This is a genomic window from Pantoea sp. PGP6 (genome assembly GCF_053474785.1).
Genome location: NZ_JBQBMA010000001.1, coordinates 4015107 through 4032853 on the forward strand (window position 1 = coordinate 4015107; position 17747 = coordinate 4032853).

The 17747-nt window shown below is 57.1% G+C and carries 15 protein-coding genes and 1 riboswitch; of the genes, 8 read left to right on the top strand and 7 right to left on the bottom strand.

Translation table 11 applies throughout. The features are described 5' to 3' along the window. The first annotated feature begins 46 nt into the window (after positions 1-46). Positions 47-2470: a glycerol-3-phosphate 1-O-acyltransferase PlsB gene (gene plsB / locus ACLIBF_RS19450; protein WP_031375525.1), complete on the top strand. Its 2424-nt coding sequence runs from the start codon at positions 47-49 to the stop codon at positions 2468-2470. Positions 2471-2701: 231 nt separating this feature from the next. Here the strand turns inward: plsB and ubiA are convergent, their stop codons facing one another. From ubiA to ACLIBF_RS19470, 4 genes are all read right to left on the bottom strand, one after another. Then, positions 2702-3586: a 4-hydroxybenzoate octaprenyltransferase gene (gene ubiA, locus ACLIBF_RS19455; RefSeq protein WP_046288553.1), complete on the bottom strand. Its 885-nt coding sequence runs from the start codon at positions 3584-3586 to the stop codon at positions 2702-2704. A gap of 11 nt (positions 3587-3597) precedes the next feature. After that, complete coding sequence (gene ubiC / locus ACLIBF_RS19460) at positions 3598-4110, bottom strand: chorismate lyase (protein ID WP_031375526.1); 513 nt, start codon at positions 4108-4110, stop codon at positions 3598-3600. 85 nt (positions 4111-4195) lie between these two features. After that, a complete protein-coding gene (psiE, locus tag ACLIBF_RS19465; protein WP_031375527.1) occupies positions 4196-4606 on the bottom strand; it encodes a phosphate-starvation-inducible protein PsiE in 411 nt (136 codons plus the stop codon). A 71-nt stretch (positions 4607-4677) separates the two neighbouring features. Further along, positions 4678-5385, bottom strand: coding sequence for a UTRA domain-containing protein (locus ACLIBF_RS19470; protein ID WP_031375528.1), 708 nt, complete (start codon positions 5383-5385; stop codon positions 4678-4680). Positions 5386-5601: 216 nt separating this feature from the next. Between ACLIBF_RS19470 and ACLIBF_RS19475 the strand changes: the two genes are divergently transcribed. The 6 genes from ACLIBF_RS19475 (at position 5602) to ACLIBF_RS19500 (ending at position 11866) form a co-directional block, all read left to right on the top strand. Next, a complete protein-coding gene (locus ACLIBF_RS19475) occupies positions 5602-6663 on the top strand; it encodes an ABC transporter substrate-binding protein (RefSeq protein WP_031375529.1) in 1062 nt (353 codons plus the stop codon). Between the two features lie 20 nt (positions 6664-6683). Next, positions 6684-7496: an alkaline phosphatase family protein gene (locus tag ACLIBF_RS19480; protein ID WP_031375530.1), complete on the top strand. Its 813-nt coding sequence runs from the start codon at positions 6684-6686 to the stop codon at positions 7494-7496. After that, positions 7493-8338: an ABC transporter permease gene (locus ACLIBF_RS19485; protein WP_031375531.1), complete on the top strand. Its 846-nt coding sequence runs from the start codon at positions 7493-7495 to the stop codon at positions 8336-8338. Before ACLIBF_RS19480 ends, ACLIBF_RS19485 begins: the two co-directional genes overlap by 4 nt. A gap of 11 nt (positions 8339-8349) precedes the next feature. Continuing rightward, positions 8350-9135 carry an ABC transporter permease gene (locus tag ACLIBF_RS19490; protein ID WP_031375532.1) on the top strand — a complete coding sequence of 262 codons (786 nt, stop codon included), beginning with the start codon at positions 8350-8352 and terminating at the stop codon, positions 9133-9135. Between the two features lie 2 nt (positions 9136-9137). Further along, positions 9138-10130, top strand: a complete 993-nt coding sequence (locus tag ACLIBF_RS19495; protein WP_279810442.1) for an ABC transporter ATP-binding protein — start codon at positions 9138-9140, stop codon at positions 10128-10130. Positions 10131-10240: 110 nt separating this feature from the next. Beyond that, on the top strand, positions 10241-11866 hold the full coding sequence (locus ACLIBF_RS19500; RefSeq protein WP_046289211.1) for a Na/Pi cotransporter family protein: 1626 nt from the start codon (positions 10241-10243) through the stop codon (positions 11864-11866). 67 nt (positions 11867-11933) lie between these two features. Here ACLIBF_RS19500 and panS read toward each other — a convergent pair whose 3' ends face one another. The 3 genes from panS to lysC form a co-directional block, all read right to left on the bottom strand. After that, on the bottom strand, positions 11934-12869 hold the full coding sequence (panS, locus tag ACLIBF_RS19505) for a ketopantoate/pantoate/pantothenate transporter PanS (protein ID WP_031375534.1): 936 nt from the start codon (positions 12867-12869) through the stop codon (positions 11934-11936). 183 nt (positions 12870-13052) lie between these two features. Beyond that, positions 13053-13745, bottom strand: coding sequence for an aquaporin Z (gene aqpZ, locus ACLIBF_RS19510; RefSeq protein WP_089561272.1), 693 nt, complete (start codon positions 13743-13745; stop codon positions 13053-13055). Between the two features lie 221 nt (positions 13746-13966). After that, a complete protein-coding gene (gene lysC, locus ACLIBF_RS19515) occupies positions 13967-15319 on the bottom strand; it encodes a lysine-sensitive aspartokinase 3 (RefSeq protein WP_031375536.1) in 1353 nt (450 codons plus the stop codon). Positions 15320-15435: 116 nt separating this feature from the next. Further along, a riboswitch (Lysine riboswitch) is annotated at positions 15436-15629 on the bottom strand. A 413-nt stretch (positions 15630-16042) separates the two neighbouring features. On the opposite strand from lysC, the gene pgi reads away from it, so the two are divergent. After that, the gene (gene pgi / locus ACLIBF_RS19520) at positions 16043-17689 is read left to right on the top strand and encodes a glucose-6-phosphate isomerase (protein ID WP_316554494.1); all 1647 of its coding nucleotides are present in this window, start codon (positions 16043-16045) and stop codon (positions 17687-17689) included. The last annotated feature ends 58 nt before the right edge of the window (positions 17690-17747 follow it).

Sequence of the window (17747 nt, forward strand, 5' to 3'; positions counted from 1 at the left end):
CTGGTATGCTTGCGGCGCTTTGCTAACAAGAGGCTTCATGTTGTCTATGTCAGGTTGGCGTAAACTTTATTACAAATTACTGAATTTACCACTGTCGTTTTTGGTAAAGAGTAAGGCCATTCCGGCCGATCCCGTTTCTGAACATGGTCTGGACCCGACCCGGCCCATTATGTACGTTTTGCCTTACGATTCGAAGGCTGACTTACTGACTTTACGCGCGCAGTGCCTGCGGCATCATCTGCCCGACCCGCTTTCTCCGCTGGAGATTGATGGTTCGCTGCTGCCGCGCCACGTTTTTATCCACGATGGCCCGCGTGTGTTCCCCTATTTTGTGCCCAGCGTCGAATCGGTGAAGATTTTTCACGATTATCTGGACCTGCATCGCAATAACCCCAAGCTGGATATCCAGATGCTGCCGGTGACGGTGATGTTTGGCCGGGCGCCTGGTCGTGAGGTTCAGGGCGAAGATACGCCGCACCTGCGGGTGCTGAACGGCGTGCAGAAATTCTTTGCGGTGATCTGGCATGGACGCGACAGTTTTGTCCGTTTCTCGCCGACCGTTTCGCTGCGCCGCATGGCAACCGAACACGGCACCGACCAATCAATCGCCCAGAAACTGGCCCGGGTGGCGCGCATTCATTTCGCCCGCCAGCGGCTGGCGGCGGTTGGCCCACGCTTACCGGCACGTCAGGATCTGTTTAATCGTCTGCTGCAATCGAAAGCGATTGAAAAAGCGGTTGAAGATGAAGCGCGCAGCAAAAAAATCTCCCATGAAAAAGCGCAGCAAAATGCGGTTGAGATGATGGAAGAGATCGCGGCAAACTTCTCCTATGAAGCGATTCGCGTCACCGACCGCGTCATGGGCTGGCTCTGGAGCCGGCTCTATCAGGGCATCAATGTTAATGGCGGCGAAAAAGTCCGTCAGCTGGCGCAGGATGGCCATGAAATCGTCTATGTGCCGTGCCATCGCAGCCACATGGATTACCTGCTGCTCTCTTACGTGCTTTATCATCAGGGACTGGTGCCGCCGCACATTGCCGCCGGTATCAACCTCAACTTCTGGCCAGCCGGACCGATTTTCCGTCGTCTGGGCGCGTTCTTTATCCGTCGTACCTTCAAAGGCAACAAGCTGTATGCCACGGTGTTCCGTGAATATCTTGGCGAACTGTTCACCCGCGGTTACTCGGTTGAATACTTTGTCGAAGGGGGACGTTCACGCACCGGTCGCCTGCTCGATCCGAAAACCGGCACCTTAGCCATGACCCTGCAGGCGATGCTGCGCGGGGGGAATCGCCCGATCACCCTGGTGCCGATTTACATTGGCTACGAACATGTCATGGAAGTGGGTACTTACGCCAAAGAGCTACGCGGCGCGGCGAAAGAGAAAGAGGGCTTCATGCAGATGGTGCATGGCTTACGTAAGCTGCGCAACCTCGGCCAGGGCTACGTTAACTTTGGCGAACCACTGCCGCTGGTTAACTATCTCAACAAGCGCGTGCCGGAATGGCGTGAGTCGATCGATCCTATCGAACCGCAGCGTCCAAGCTGGTTAACGCCCACCGTGAATGACATCGCGGCGAGCTTAATGGTACGCATCAATGAAGCGGGCGCGGCCAACGCCATGAACCTGTGCGTCACCGCGCTGCTCGCCTCACGTCAGCGCTCACTAACCCGCGAACAGCTGATTGAGCAGCTTGAGTGCTATACCCAGCTGCTGCGTAACGTGCCTTATTCAGCCAACGCCACGGTGCCCGATCTCTCGGCAGAGGCGCTGCTGGATCATGCAATGGGCATGAATAAGTTTGAGAGCGAGAAAGACAGCATTGGCGACATCATCATCCTGCCACGTGAGCAGGCGGTGCTGATGACCTATTATCGCAACAACATTCACCACATGCTGGTGATGCCGTCGCTGATTGCCGCTATTGTGCAGCAGCATCAGACCATGAGCGAAGCCGAGTTGTTGCGCCAGGTGAGTCTGATCTACCCGATGCTGAAGAGCGAACTGTTCCTGCGCTGGCAGACCGATGAGCTGCCGCAACTGCTGACCGAACTCTGTCAGGAGCTGGCGCGTCAGGGACTGATTACGCTTGAGGCTGGTCAGCTGCGCTTTACGGCGGCGCGCTACCGTACGCTGCAACTGCTGGCGGCCGGGGTGCGAGAAACGCTTCAGCGTTATGCCATCACCTTCTCTATTCTTAGCGCCAAGCCAGCCATTAACCGCGGGACGCTGGAAAAAGAGAGCCGCACACTGGCACAACGTCTGTCAGTGCTGCACGGTATCAACGCGCCGGAGTTCTTCGATAAAGCCGTCTTCACCTCACTGGTGCTGACGCTGCGTGATGAAGGGTATATCAGCGACAGCGGTGATGCGGATGTCGCGCAGACCCTGGCGACCTGGCACATTCTGGCCGATCTGGTCACCAGCGATGTACGCATGACCATCGAAAGCGCCGTGGCCCACGACTAAATGCCCTGCGCAGTAAAAAGGCGACCCCGAAAGGTCGCCTTTTTTGTGCCTGAATGATGTTGCAGCCTAATCCTTTCCTGCCTGACTCGTTGCCTAATCCTTTCCTGCCTGACTCGTGGCCTGATCCTCTGCTGCCTGACTCGTTGCCTGACTGCGCGCCAGGTACCGTTGCGCTGAATCGCGTCGGGACTTAGCCCGCCTGCAACCCGCCCGGCCTGTCGATCACCACGATCACAACAGCTGGGTAAACGGCGGGGTGTTCATCAGCACACCGAGGAACAGCACCAATCCGACATAGTTGTTGTTGAGGAAGGCTTTAAAGCAGGCAGGGCGTTCACGCTGGGCGATCAGCGTTTGCTGGTAAATAAACAGGCCAGCTGCCAGCAGTAGCGTCCCGTAAAACGCCACGTTGAGCTGCAGCAACATGCCAACCCATGCCATCAGCAGCAGCGTTGCCAGTTGCAGCAGGCCGATTATCAGCTTGTCGAAACGGCCAAACAGAATCGCGGTCGACTTAACGCCAATCTTCAGGTCATCGTCGCGATCCACCATCGCGTACTGGGTGTCATAAGCCACCGTCCAGCAAATGTTGGCGCAGAATACCAGCCAGCAGACCAGAGGTAAGGACTCACTAACTGCCGCCCAGGCCATCGGAATCGCCCAGCCAAACGCGGCCCCCAGCACCACCTGCGGCAGATGGGTATAGCGCTTCATAAACGGATAAACCCAGGCGAGCGCCAGACCGACGACCGAAAGCAATATCGTCATCAGATTCATGGTCAGCACCAGCGCAAACGCCACCAGCGCCAGCCCGGCAAATAACAGTTTGGCTTCTCTGGCACTGACCGCGCCGCTGGCTAAGGGCCGATGCTTTGTCCGCTCAACATGCCCATCCACCTTACGGTCAGCAAAGTCGTTAATGACACAGCCGGCTGCACGCATCACGAAAACGCCGGCAACAAACACCAGCAGCACCGGAAGCGGCGGGATCGCCATATCAGCCAGCCACAAGGCCCACAGGGTGGGCCACATCAGCAACAGGGTGCCGATCGGCTTATCAATGCGCATCAGACGGCTGTAGGCCTGCCATTTATTGATGTGTAAGCTCTTTTCCACCACAGATTTCCTCAGGCCAGATCGCGATAAAGCGGCGAAGCCGGTAAAAACAGTTCCGTCAGCAACAGCGGTTTGCCGGACAGCCGCAGACGTGAGCGGCGTCCCCACAGCGCTTCAACCTTGCCCGGTTCGATAAAATCACGGGTCAGGGTTGAAGAGGAGAACAGATAACGCCCCAGCGGGCGCGTGCCCAGCTGTTGAAGCATCGCCTCAGGACCATTCAGGGTACTTTCCGGCACCAGCGTGCGACCCGCCAGCCAGGGTTCACCGTCGCCGAACAGCAGCACTTCCCGCAGCCAGAAGCGTTTGTCGTCCGGTAAAAAGGCTTTTTCCTCTCCCAACTCGCTGGCATCAATAAAGCCTTCACGTACCGGCTCTACGGTAACCTGCTGGCAATGCTGCTCAAAACGGCGCGTCATGGAGTCTTCTTCCATCAGCCAGTCGAGCAGGGACGGCGCAAGCGTAGCCTGCGTCGATGAAAGCCAGTTGATCGCACGTAATAAGCTGAGCGCGTCTTGCGACATAGCACCACTCCCAAAAATTTTCAGGGCGTCAGTTTAGCGCAGAGTCGCGGCATGAACACCTGCCGTCGTTACCGACGGCAGAGGTTTATTCGCGTTTGAGGCGGTTGCTGTTCGCCAGCCACAGCGTCACCACCAGAATCAGGATCGCGGCGGAGTAGCAGAGGGTATCGAAAGGATTTTTATGATCGACAATAATCAGGCGAATAATTGCGGTAATGCCGATATAGACAAAATAGCGTAACGGGAAGTGATAGCCAGACTGAAAATACTTCACAATCAAAGCGATAAACTCAAAATAGAGGAAATAAATGACAATTCCCTCTATCAGCAGATAGGACGAAGCCTGTTCACCGGTGCTGAACAGCACGTTAGCCAGGTGAATGGTTTCTTTGCCGAGAAAGACGATAAGGATAATCGCCAGGCTAAGCAGACCCAGATTCAGCACCCATTGCAATACGGTCGCAAGGTGGCGGGCCAGGGGATTCTTGTCACTCATGTAGCGCCTTAGAAAAGAGTTAATAGCGAACGCTATCATGCGTTAGTGTGACCTGAATCACAATATGGCCCTCAGGCTTCGACATCAACACACAGCGCATCGTAGCGCCAATATTCACAGTCGCAGTCAATCACCTGTTTTAGCCGATCGCGATTAATCCGGGTAATCAGCAGGCCCGGACTGCCAGGCGCGACGTTCAACGCCGGCGCGGCGATCTCGGGCAAAGGGCCGGGCAGAATGGTAAAGCGCGCCCCGCCGTAGCGAATACCGTAGCGCTGGTCATAGAGATCGGTCAGTGAACGGGTAAGATCTTCATCCAGCAGGCCGGGGAAAAAACGCGGATTAAGGTAATGTTCAACGTACAGCACCGCCCGTCCGTCAATGCGCCGCAGGCGGCGAATGCGGTAAACCGTTGATCCCGGCGCCAGCAGCAGCGCTGTCGCTATCTCGCCCTGCACCGCGACCTGTTCAGCCGCGATCACTTCGGTGGTCGCCTGACGCCCCTGTTCCGTCGCCATGGCATGAAAATGGCTGTGATGCAGCGGGTTATAGATCAGTCGTGGCGGTGCGATAAACCAGCCACGGCGCAGTTCACGGTAAATCATTCCCTGCGCCTCCAGCTTGCCTAACGCTTCACGCAGGGTAATGCGGGTGGTGCCAAATGCCTCGCTCAGGGCCCGTTCCGCAGGCAGTCGCCCGCCGCTGAACTCACCAGCCTGTATGCGGCTCAGCAACGCGCTGGCGATCACGTCCGCCGTTTTGAGTGCTATCGACTCCACAACAGTAGCCTCATTTTGGTGCGATTCCGCACTGTAACCGTTCAGATAAACGTCCCGGACCCTGCCTGCCGCGGTGGGACGCTGCTGGCTTGCTATCTGCTATCCGCTACGCGCCCTCGCTTTGTCATAAATCGTTCATATACAGGGGCTACATTGGCTCGGTTCTTGCTGGACTAGACCAGCCAGGCCCATCAACTTACACCCGGAGCAACTGAGATGAAAGCGTTTATCGCCTCTGTAGTAGCCAGTGCTGTAGTGCTCGCCCTGCCCGTTGCGCAGGCTGCCGATAACGACCTTGCCGCGCTGGAAAAAGCCGCGCGTAGTGAAGGTCAGGTTAACAGCGTCGGCATGCCGGACAGCTGGGCCAACTGGAAAGATACCTGGAACGATATCAGCAGCAAATACGGTCTTAAACACAGTGATACCGATATGTCGTCCGCCCAGGAGCTGGCGAAGTTTGACGCTGAGAAAGAGAACGCCAGCGCCGATATCGGTGATGTAGGCGCGGCATTCGGCCCGGTGGCGGTGGCGAAAGGCGTTGCTCAGCCTTATAAACCGAGCCACTGGGATCAAATCCCCGACTGGGCCAAGGACAAAGACGGTAATTGGGCGCTGGCCTATACCGGCACCATTGCCTTCCTGATCGACAAGCAGCAGGTTAAAGATATTCCGCATAGCTGGGCCGATCTCAAAAAAGGTAAGTATGTGGTTACTATCGGCGACGTCGGCGTGGCTGCTCAGGCGGCCAATGGCGTACTGGCTGCAAACTACGCTTTAGGCGGCGATGAGAAGAACCTGAAACCGGCGCTGGCCTTCTTTGCTGACCTGGCTAAACAGGGCCGGCTGGGCGTCACCGATCCGGTGATTGCCAACATTGAAAAAGGCGAAGTACAAATGGCGGTGGTGTGGGACTTTAATGGCCTGAACTATCGTGACCAGATCGATAAAAATCGTTACGAAGTGGTGATCCCGTCTGACGGCTCCGTGACCTCTGGCTACACCACCATCATCAACAAATACGCGAAGCATCCGAATGCCGCCAAACTGGCGCGTGAATATATCTTCTCAGACCAGGGTCAGATCAATCTGGCGAAAGGTTACGCCCGACCAATCCGTGCCGAGCATCTGACCCTGCCTGCCGATGTTCAGGCTCGCCTGCTGCCGCAGTCTGAATACAAAAATGCCCGTCCAATCCACGATCAGGCCGCCTGGGATAAGTCCTCGAAAATGCTGCCGCGTCTGTGGCAGGAAAATGTCGTCATCAATATGCAGCAGTAAATCGCGGCAAGGAGAACGGAATGAAGACTATCCTGGTGGTGCTGGACGGGTTGAGCAATCAGGTCGCGCAACATGCAATGGGCTATCTGCACGCCGAATGTGCGCAGGGTAACGGTCACTATTACCGTCTGACCTGTGAACTGCCGTCGCTGTCGCGCCCGCTCTATGAGTGCATTCTGACCGGCGTTACGCCGGTCAGAAGCGGTATTATTCATAACGGCGTCAACCGTTTAAGCCGCGAGCGCAGCGTATTTCACTATGCGCGCGCTGCCGGGCTGACCACGGCCGCCGCCGCCTACCACTGGGTCAGTGAACTGTATAACCGGACGCCGTTCGTGGCGGCGCGCGATCGTCATACTGATGCGCCGGAGCTGCCGATTCAGTACGGACATTTCTACTCTGATGATAGCTATCCCGATTCACACCTGTTTGAAGATGCCGAAAGCCTGCGGCTGCGCCATGATCCGCACTTCCTGCTGATTCATCCGATGAACATTGACGATGCCGGCCATAAATCCGGCCTCTCGTCACCGCAATACCGCAATCGGGCGCGGATAGCGGACGGCCTGCTGTCGCTCTGGATGCCGCGCTGGCTGGCCGAAGGCTATCAGGTGATAGTGACTGCCGATCACGGCATGAACGACGATCGCTCACACGGTGGCATTCTGCCGGAAGAGACTCAGGTGCCCCTGTTCGTTTTCGGTGCGGCTTTCTCGCTGCAACCCGACCTCCTGCCACAGCAGACCGACCTGTGCGGCACCCTGTGTGAGCTGCTTGGGGTGCCCCACGATAAGCCGCTCTGTCGCGGGCTGCTGGCGGAGCAGCGTGCATGAAGGGAAAAGTGTTAGCGCTGTTTCTGCTGCTGCCGTTTGCCCTGTTCTGGATTGCCTTTCAGCTCGCCCCGCTGCTGTGGATCACTATCAATAGCTTCTGGAGCGAGATGAACACGCGCTGGGGCTGGGACAACTATGTCGACATTCTGAGTTCGCCGTTTTATCAGCAGGCATTTCGTTTTTCGCTGGATATCTCTTTCTGGTCAAGCGTGTATGGCTTACTGATTGCGCTGCTGACCGGCTATTCGCTGCATCAGCTTGGCGGCGGTCGCCTGCAGCGCTTCCTGATTTCGTTCACCAACATGACCAGCAACTTTGCCGGCGTGCCACTGGCGTTCGCCTTTGTGATCCTGCTGGGGCTGAACGGTTTTCTGACGCTGCTGCTGCGTCATTATGGAGTCATTGACGCGTTCAGGCTGTTTTCACGTAACGGTATGGTGCTGGTCTACACCTGGTTTCAGATCCCGCTGGGCGTGCTGCTGCTCTATCCCGCTTTTGATGGGCTGAAGCGCGAGTGGCAGGAATCCGCCGCCCTGCTGGGTGCCAGCCGCTGGCGCTACTGGTGGCATATCGGCCTGCCGATTCTGTTTCCGGCGCTGCTGGGGACTTTTGTCATTCTGCTGGCCAATGCGCTCGGGGCCTATGCCACCATTTATGCCCTGACCACCGGCAACTTTAACGTGGTGCCGGTCCGTATCGCCGCGCTGGTGTCCGGTGATATCTCGCTCGATCCCAACACCGGCAGCGCACTGGCGATGCTGCTGGTGGCGATTATGGCGCTGATCACCCTGATACAGCAGTATCTGGTGCGCCGTAGCTACCTCAACGCCAGACAACCATGAAAGGAGCCGTCATGTCGCGCGCCGAACATCTCTATCATCGGGTGATGGTCTGGTTACTGTTTATTCTGCTGGCGCTGCCGCTGGTGGCAACGCTGTTGTACGCGCTGTCATCTGACTGGAGTAATACCATTCTGCCGCAGGGCTACAGCCTGAAATGGTTTATCCAGCTCTGGAGCGATGGGCGTTTTCTGACCGCGCTGGGCCATTCTTTGCTGATTTGCTTCGGCGCCCTGCTGTTCTCGCTAGTACTGGTGCTGCCTGCGATGTTTGTAATCGCTTACTACTATCCACGGCTGGATGCGGTAATGAACATCCTGATCCTGATGCCCTTCGCCGTGCCGCCGGTCGTGTCCTCGGTCGGATTGCTGCAGCTCTACTCCTCGTCACCGCTGATGCTGACCGGTACGCCGTGGATCCTGATCGGCTGCTACTTCACCATCGCGCTGCCGTTTATTTACCGCGCGCTGGCCAACAATATGCAGGCGATCAACCTGAAAGAGCTGATCGATGCTGCCCAGTTACTCGGTGCCAGTACCTGGCAGGCGGCGCTGTGGGTAGTGCTGCCTAACCTGCGTAAAGGGATGCTGGTTGCCGTCCTGCTCTCTTTCTCTTTTCTGATCGGTGAGTTTGTATTCGCTAACCTGCTGGTCGGCAACCGCTATGAAACGCTGCAGGTTTACCTCTACAACATGCGTAACGGCAGTGGTCACTTCACCAGCGCGCTGGTGATCTCCTACTTTTTTGTGGTGCTGCTGGTCACCTGGCTGGCCAATGCCCTGAATCCAGAACGAGGCTGAGTATGAGCTACCTTGAGGTCAGACAACTGAATAAGCGCTATGGGCCAACGACGATATTCGAACAGATCAATTTCAGCACCGCCGAAGGGGAATTTGTGACGCTGCTCGGCCCGAGCGGCTGCGGCAAATCGACGCTGCTGCGCTGTCTGGCCGGTTTAACCGAAGTCGACAGCGGCGAAATCGTGATACAGGGCAAGGATATCGTGCCGCTGGCCCCGCAGAAGCGCGCCATTGGCATGGTGTTTCAGAGCTATGCGCTGTTTCCCAATATGACGGTGGAGAAAAACGTCGCTTTTGGCCTGAAGATGCAGAAGCTGCCGGAGACGCAAATTCGTCAGCGGGTGCAGGAAGTTCTGGAGCTGGTCGAGCTCACCGACTATGCGCGCCGCTATCCGCATCAGCTGTCGGGAGGACAGTGTCAACGGGTGGCGCTGGCCCGTTCTCTGGTCACCCGCCCGCGCCTGTTGCTGCTGGATGAGCCGCTGTCGGCGCTGGATGCGCGCATCCGTCGTCATCTGCGCGACCAGATCCGTCGTATCCAGCGCGAGCTGAATCTCACCACCCTGTTCGTTACCCACGATCAGGAAGAGGCGCTGACGCTGTCAGATCGCATCGTGCTGATGAACCGCGGCAAAATTGTGCAGAATGGCGACGCCGAAGCGCTCTATACCCAGCCGGTCGATCTGTTTGCCGCCGGTTTTATTGGCAACTACAACCTGCTGAGCGCCGAACAGGCAACGCAGCTAACCGGCCAGCCTTTCCACAGTCAGGTGGCCATTCGCCCCGAGTCGATGCAGTTCACCGCGCCAGGGCTCGGCATTCCGGCCGAAATCCTCAGTCACAGCTTGCTGGGCAACGTGATTCGCTACCGCATCCGGGCGCAGGGAGTGGAGCTTTCTGTCGATGTCCTGAACCGATCCGCCGCGGAATTACACCCCGCCGGACAGCAGATTGGTCTACAGTTAGAGATGTCGACTTTGCGCCAGGTGGCTTAAAACACAGGAAAAATTTACGCAAAGTCCGGCAATCCCCTTCACAGATTGCTCTCTCCGTCAGGCTGGCAGTCTGTGCTGCTTAAAGCCTGATGGTCGAGGAGCATCGCGACGTGTTAACCCTGCTTAATTTACTCTCTGCTGTCGCCCTGCTGGTGTGGGGAACCCATATTGTGCGGACCGGCATTATGCGGGTGTATGGTGCCGATCTGCGGCGGGTACTGAGCCGCAGCGTGGAGAAAAAGCCGATGGCGTTTCTGGCTGGCATTGGCGTGACGACGCTGGTGCAGAGCAGTAATGCCACCACGCTGCTGGTGACCTCTTTCGTGGCGCAGAACCTTGTCAGCCTGACGCCGGCGCTGGTGGTGATTCTGGGTGCTGATGTCGGGACCGCCATCATGGCGCGTATCCTGACCTTTGACCTCTCCTGGCTATCGCCGCTGTTCATCTTCTTTGGCGTGGTGTTTTTTCTCAGCCGTAAGCAGACCCGGGCCGGTCAGCTCGGCCGGGCCAGTATCGGCCTTGGGCTGATTCTGCTGGCGCTGCAGCTGATTGTCGAAGCAGCCCGCCCGATTACCCAGGCCGCCGGGGTACAGGTGCTGTTCTCCAGCCTGACCGGCGACATCATGCTGGATGCGCTGATTGGCGCCGTCTTCGCCATCATCAGTTACTCCAGCCTGGCGGCCGTGCTGATTACCGCGACGCTGACCGCCACCGGCGTCATCTCATTCAAGGTGGCGCTCTGCCTGGTCATTGGTGCCAACCTGGGTAGCGGTTTGCTGGCGATGATCAATGCCAGCGCGGCCAACGCGGCCGGCAAGCGCGTCGCTCTCGGCAGCCTGCTGTTTAAGCTGATTGGCTGCGTGGTGATCCTGCCGTTCGTTAATCTGGTGGCGGACTGGCTGGATAAGCTGCCGGTCAACGACGAAGAGCTGGTGATCTTTTTCCATGTTTTTTACAACCTGATCCGCTGTGTGGCGATGGTGCCGTTTGCCGATCTGATGGCACGTCTGTGCCGCCGGCTGATCTCTGATGACGTGGAAAATGATCTGCATCTGAAGCCGAAACATCTGGACCGCAGCGCGCTGGATACGCCGGCGCTGGCGCTGGTCAATGCCGCCCGTGAGGCGTTACGTATGGGTGATGTGCTGGAACAGATGCTGGAAGCGTTCAACAAAGTGGTGCATGGCGAACCGCGTGAAGAGCGTACGGTGCGGCGGCTCGATGATGACGTTGACGTGCTTTATACCGCCATCAAGCTCTATCTGGCGCGGATGCCGAAAGAGGATCTGCCGGCGGAAGATTCGCGCCGCTGGGGTGAAATTATTGAGATGTCGCTTAACCTGGAGCAGGCCGGTGACATCATTGAGCGGATGAGCGGCGATGTCGCGGATAAGTCGCTGGCTGCAGGCCGCGCGTTCTCCGCTGAGGGATTAAAGGAGCTGGAGGCGCTGCAGGAGCTGTTGATCGCCAATCTGCGCATGAGTCTGTCGGTGTTTCTGTCGCACGACGTCACCAGCGCCAAACGGCTGCGCCGCGCCAAACATCGCTTCCGCCTGATGATTCGTCGCTATTCTCATGCGCACGTCGATCGCCTGCATCAGCAGAACGTACAGAGCATAGAGACCAGTTCACTGCATCTGGGTCTGCTGGGCGATATGAAGCGTCTGAACTCGCTGTTTTGCAGCGTCGCCTATACCGTGCTGGAGCAGCCGGATGATGAGCGTGATTACGAGTAACAGCGAATAGGCGTAACCTACAGCGCCGGGCGAAACGTGCCCGGCGCAAGCAGATTGCGGTGCGGTGTTACTCGCCGTGCCGCGTTGATCCCTTGGTGATCGGCTTACCGGACCAGTAACCGGCCAGCAACGAACCGGAAAGGTTGTGCCAGACCGAGAACAGTGCGCCAGGCAATGCCGCCAGCGGTGAGAAGTAGAGCTTGCCCAGCGTTGCCGCCAGACCGGAGTTCTGCATCCCGACTTCCAGCGCCAGCGTCCGGCAGGTTGACTCATCGAAGCCAAACAGCTTACCGCCCCAGTAACCGCCCAGCAGGCCAATCGCGTTATGCAGTATCACCGCTGCGATCACCATTAATCCAACCGATCCGATAAAGCCCTGGCTACCTGCCACCACCGCGCTGATGATCAACAGAATGCAGACCATAGAAAATGCCGGCAGCCAGGGTTCGACCCGACGCACCACGCTGTTCATGCTGTGATGAATGATCAGGCCGAGGCCGATCGGGATCACCACGATCTTTACGATGCTCAGCAGCATGCCAACCACATCCACCTGAATATGGGTATCGACATACAAACGCGTTAACAGCGGCGTGGCGAACACGCCCACCAGCGCCGATACCGACGAAATGGTCACCGACAGGGCGACATCGCCCTTAGCCAGATAGATCATTACGTTACTGGCCGTGCCGCTGGCGACGCTGCCGACCAGGATCATCCCGGCGGATAGATCCGGCGGCATATGAAACAGTTTCGCTAATCCCCACGCCGCTAACGGCATCACCAGATAGTGCAGAAAAGTGCCGGCAATCACCGGCGCAGGCCGGGTCAGTACCCGTTTAAAATCGCCGATATTTAAGGTCACGCCCATCCCAAACATGATCAGCATCAGCAGGTAACTCACCCACGGACCGATGCCGAGGAAAGTGGCGGGAGAATAATAGGCGGCGACAGATAACAGCACGGCCCACAGCGGGAACAGGCGGGTGACGGTGGCGAGCATGGCCAGACTTCCTTATAAGAATGTAATGATTTATGCAGGTTTGCCATAGAGATACGCCCGACAGGAACGACTGCGCAGGCGAAGGCGGGATCATAACATTTCGTTATCACGGCGTAAGGCGCAGATGGGGTCAGAGCGGAAAATGCGGATCGACTGCTGCCGATCCGCCGATCGTTGACGAAATTACGCTGCTTTTTCGCCTAAACCGCGGTAGATCGCACCACCAATCATCGCCCCGATGACCGGCATCAGCCAGAACATCCACAGCTGGGACAGCGCCCAGTCGCCCTGGAACAGCGCGACGGCGGTACTGCGCGCCGGATTGACCGAGGTGTTGGTGACCGGAATGCTGATCAGATGGATCAGCGTCAGCGCCAGACCGATGGCGATTGGAGCAAAGCCTTTGGGCGCGCGCGGGCTGGTGGCGCCCATGATAACGATCAGGAAGATCGCCGTCAGCACCCCTTCGGCGATCATGCCAGCCTGCAGGCTAAAGCCACCGGGTGAGTGCTCACCATAGCCGTTCGCCGCAAATCCGCTGGCAGCGGCGTTAAAGTCGCTCTGGCCGCTGGCAATCAGGTACAGCACCGCGCCTGCCGCAATGCCGCCTGCCAGTTGAGCGATAATGTAAGGGATCACCTTTGAAGCAGGAAAGCGCCCGCCCGCCAGCAGGCCCAGCGTTACCGCCGGATTAAAATGGCCACCGGAGATAGGACCGACCGCACAGGCCATTACCAGCACGCTTAGCCCGAATGCCAGCGCCACGCCCATAAAACCGATACCCAGGCCGGGGAACGCGGCTGACAATACCGCACTCCCGCAACCGCCCAGTACCAGTACGAAGGTGCCCAGCGCCTCTGCCACTAACCTTTTCATATTATTTCCTAAAATGTGTGTATTGATTTAGCGGCGGGATTATAAAACTGCGCAGCAGCAGCGCAACGAAAGTGACTGAAATCCCTGAATAAAGTGGATTTCATTTGGCAATGAAGGAATCTAACGTCTTGTAGAATAAGGCTTAAATCAGGAAGAGGGACAGAGCGGGATGGGGATGATTTTCAGGCCGCGCGCACGCGGCCTGATCGACGCGCTGGCGTCTATTCGAACAGATTGTGATGCAGCGTACGGACCACGCTTTCCGCGTCCGTGCCGGGGACCAGGAAGCAGAGGTTATAGCTGCTGGCACCGTAGCAAATCATCCGCAGGTTAAACGGCTCAAGCACGCCAAACACCTCTTTGCCGACGCCACAGGCTTTTGACAACTGGTTGCCAATAATCGCCACCAACGCCAGATCTTCTTCTACTTCGACCCGACACAGTGACGACAGCTCAGTCAGCAGCGCCTGCGTCAGCAGGCTGTCGCCGGTTGAGGTAGAACCGGTGGTGTCGAGCGTCAGCGCCACGCTCACTTCAGAGGTGGTAATCAGGTCCACGGAAATATTGTGGCGGGCCAGAATATTAAACAGTTCGGCGAGGAAGCCAGGCGTATGCAGCATGTTAAGGCTGTGCAGCGTTAGCAGCGTCTGCTTGCGACGTAATGCCAGCGCGCGGAACAGCGGTGGATTACGGGTTTCATTACAGACACGCGTTCCGCCCGCGGCCGGATCTTTGCTGGAGCCGACAAACACCGGAATATCACAGCGTACCGCCGGCAGCAGTGTGGCCGGGTGCAGCACTTTGGCACCAAAGGTCGCCATTTCAGCGGCTTCTTCAAAGGTAATTTCGTCGATGCGCTTGGCGGTCGGTACCACACGCGGATCGGTGGTATAGATGCCTGGCACGTCAGTCCAGATATCGACCCGCGCCGCTTTCAGCGCTTCACCCAGCAGCGCCGCCGTGTAATCACTGCCGCCACGGCCTAAGGTGGTGGTGCGGCCTTTGCTTTCGCTGCCGATAAAGCCCTGAGTGATGACCAGCGCCTGCTCAACGCGCGGCTGCAACTGGGCAATCGCCTGCTCCGCCAGCAGCTTCACGTCCGGCTCGGCACGGCCAAAACGGTCATCGGTGCGCATCACTTTACGCACGTCAAACCACTCGGCATTCACCTGGCGTTCACGCAGAATTTCGACAAACAGCAGCGACGACATCAGTTCGCCATGGCTGACCAGCTCATCAGTCAGCGCATGCGACGTCGCCAGCGAGGCGGCTTCAGACAGCATAGCAATGTTGTCAATCATCCGATCGATTTCGTCGCGGATCACGTCCGGACGCTGTAAGCGATCGATAATGGCATATTGGATACGGCGGATATCATCCAGCAGGATGGCGCGCTCGGTGAGCGGCTGGCCTTCAGCCAGAGCCACCAGCAGATTGGTAATGCCCGCCGAAGCGGATAGCACCACCAGACGCGTACTGGCATCTTTCAGCACCACGTCGGCGCTGCGGTTCATCGCATCAAAATCGGCTACGCTGGTGCCGCCGAATTTTGCCACAATCAGAGTTTGAGACATGTATGACCTCGTGTCAGGTTATCTTGTTCTCGCCGGCGATAATGCGGTCGGGAAACATTCTTTCAGCCAGGCACAAGGGAAGAGCAGAAACGGGCAGACCAGATCGGGTAGACGAGTCACCCAGAAGCGCCCCACCTTGCGAAACGTCCGACTGTGGACGTTTCTGGTGACAACCCAGAGGATTCAGCCCCTGTAGCCGACAGGCAACACACCGCGTGTTGACCCACCTCGGCGTCGCTCCCCATCATGTGTCTTCACCGGATACGGTTCCTCCAACACACTGCCTGGGCGACGCGCCTCTTCTGGCTTGCGCACGGGTGCGCAAGTAGCCGCATACATTTATCGGTTTCTGGCTCTGCTGTCAATCTCAGAGGCAGGCAGATTTTTGCTTTGCGGCGCACCGTAAAACAAATTTACCTGCCTTACAGCGACTAGAGTGCTAAATGGCTTCAGCCAGTGCAGCAATCTCTGATGCGGCACAATGATTTATCGCCGCGTTCACGCCACACTTTCGCCGCGCGATCTCGTCGCCGTCTGCAGGCCATTCGCACCAGCCAATGCTGGCGATCCGGCGCAGGCAGGCCGGCGACTGCGCCCGGCTTACCCGCAGCCGGATGACAAAATTTTTCCTTTCAGTAGCAACTGTGGTCATACTGAAACGCTAACCGGGTACGATGTGCCCCCGATGGAATGACGGTTCTTAATATCAACAAGAGTGTTGCCATGAAAAATATCAATCCGACACAAACCGCAGCCTGGAAAGCGCTGCAACAGCATTTTGAGCAGATGAAATCGGTAGAAATTGCCGACCTGTTTGCCCAGGATGCCGATCGTTTTGCCAAATTCTCTGCCACCTTTGATGATCAGATGCTGGTGGATTTCTCCAAAAACCGCATCACCCAGGAAACCCTCGACAAATTACAGGCGCTGGCGATAGAGACCGATTTAAGCGGCGCGATTAAGTCTATGTTCTCTGGTGAGAAAATAAACCGCACCGAAGACCGTGCGGTGCTGCACGTTGCGCTGCGTAACCGCAGCAACACGCCGATTCTGGTCGATGGCAAAGATGTGATGCCTGAGGTCAATGCGGTGCTGGACAAGATGAAGGGCTTTTCAGAGCGCATCATCAGCGGCGAATGGAAAGGCTATACCGGTAAAGCAATCACCGACGTGGTGAACATCGGTATCGGCGGGTCTGACCTGGGTCCTTTCATGGTGACCGAAGCGCTGCGTCCTTACAAAAACCACCTGAACATGCACTTTGTCTCCAACGTTGACGGCACCCATATCGCTGAAACGCTGAAAGACCTCAGCCCGGAAACCACTCTGTTCCTGGTGGCGTCAAAAACCTTCACCACCCAGGAAACCATGACCAATGCGCACAGCGCGCGTGACTGGTTCCTGAAAACGGCCGGTGACCAGCAGCACGTAGCGAAACACTTTGCGGCACTCTCGACCAACGCCAAAGCGGTCGGCGAATTTGGTATCGACACCAACAACATGTTCGAATTCTGGGACTGGGTTGGCGGTCGCTACTCGCTGTGGTCAGCGATTGGCCTGTCGATTATTCTCTCTATCGGCTTCGATAACTTCGAGCAGCTGCTGAGCGGCGCGCATGCGATGGACCAGCACTTCGCCTCTACCCCGGCCGAACAGAACCTGCCGGTCCTGCTGGCGCTGATTGGCATCTGGTATAACAATTTCTTCGGCGCGGAAACCGAAGCGATTCTGCCGTATGACCAGTACATGCACCGCTTTGCCGCCTATTTCCAGCAGGGAAATATGGAATCGAACGGCAAGTATGTCGATCGTGACGGTAATCCGGTGGATTACCAGACCGGCCCAATCATCTGGGGCGAACCGGGGACTAACGGCCAGCACGCGTTTTACCAGCTGATCCATCAGGGCACCAAGCTGGTACCGTGTGACTTTATCGCACCGGCTATCACCCACAATGCGCTGGCGGATCACCATCCAAAACTGCTGTCTAACTTCTTTGCACAGACCGAAGCGCTGGCGTTTGGTAAATCACGCGAAGTGGTCGAGAAAGAGTTTACCGATGCCGGTAAATCGGCCGAATCGGTCGCCCACATCGTGCCGTTCAAGGTCTTTGAAGGTAACCGTCCGACCAACTCCATCCTGCTGCGTGAAATTACGCCGTACAGCCTCGGCGCGCTGATTGCCCTGTATGAGCACAAGATCTTCACCCAGGGCGCGATTCTGAATATCTTCACCTTCGATCAGTGGGGCGTGGAATTAGGTAAGCAGCTGGCAAACCGTATTCTGCCAGAACTGGAAAATGACGAAAAAATTACCAGTCATGACAGTTCCACCAATGCCTTAATTAACCGCTATAAATCCTGGCGTTAATCGGCGATAAAATATCCGGGCGGCATGATTGCCGCCCTTTTTTTGCCCGGATCGGACA

Bases quoted from the DNA above. Each gene is read 5' to 3' on its own strand.
- plsB (WP_031375525.1), top strand. From the start codon at position 47: ATGTCAGGTTGGCGTAAACTTTATTACAAATTACTGAATTTACCACTG.
- ubiC (WP_031375526.1), bottom strand. From the start codon at position 4,110: ATGTCGCAAGACGCGCTCAGCTTATTACGTGCGATCAACTGGCTTTCA.
- psiE (WP_031375527.1), bottom strand. From the start codon at position 4,606: ATGAGTGACAAGAATCCCCTGGCCCGCCACCTTGCGACCGTATTGCAA.
- ACLIBF_RS19475 (WP_031375529.1), top strand. From the start codon at position 5,602: ATGAAAGCGTTTATCGCCTCTGTAGTAGCCAGTGCTGTAGTGCTCGCC.
- ACLIBF_RS19480 (WP_031375530.1), top strand. From the start codon at position 6,684: ATGAAGACTATCCTGGTGGTGCTGGACGGGTTGAGCAATCAGGTCGCG.
- ACLIBF_RS19485 (WP_031375531.1), top strand. From the start codon at position 7,493: ATGAAGGGAAAAGTGTTAGCGCTGTTTCTGCTGCTGCCGTTTGCCCTG.
- ACLIBF_RS19490 (WP_031375532.1), top strand. From the start codon at position 8,350: ATGTCGCGCGCCGAACATCTCTATCATCGGGTGATGGTCTGGTTACTG.
- ACLIBF_RS19495 (WP_279810442.1), top strand. From the start codon at position 9,138: ATGAGCTACCTTGAGGTCAGACAACTGAATAAGCGCTATGGGCCAACG.
- panS (WP_031375534.1), bottom strand. From the start codon at position 12,869: ATGCTCGCCACCGTCACCCGCCTGTTCCCGCTGTGGGCCGTGCTGTTA.
- aqpZ (WP_089561272.1), bottom strand. From the start codon at position 13,745: ATGAAAAGGTTAGTGGCAGAGGCGCTGGGCACCTTCGTACTGGTACTG.
- lysC (WP_031375536.1), bottom strand. From the start codon at position 15,319: ATGTCTCAAACTCTGATTGTGGCAAAATTCGGCGGCACCAGCGTAGCC.
- pgi (WP_316554494.1), top strand. From the start codon at position 16,043: ATGAAAAATATCAATCCGACACAAACCGCAGCCTGGAAAGCGCTGCAA.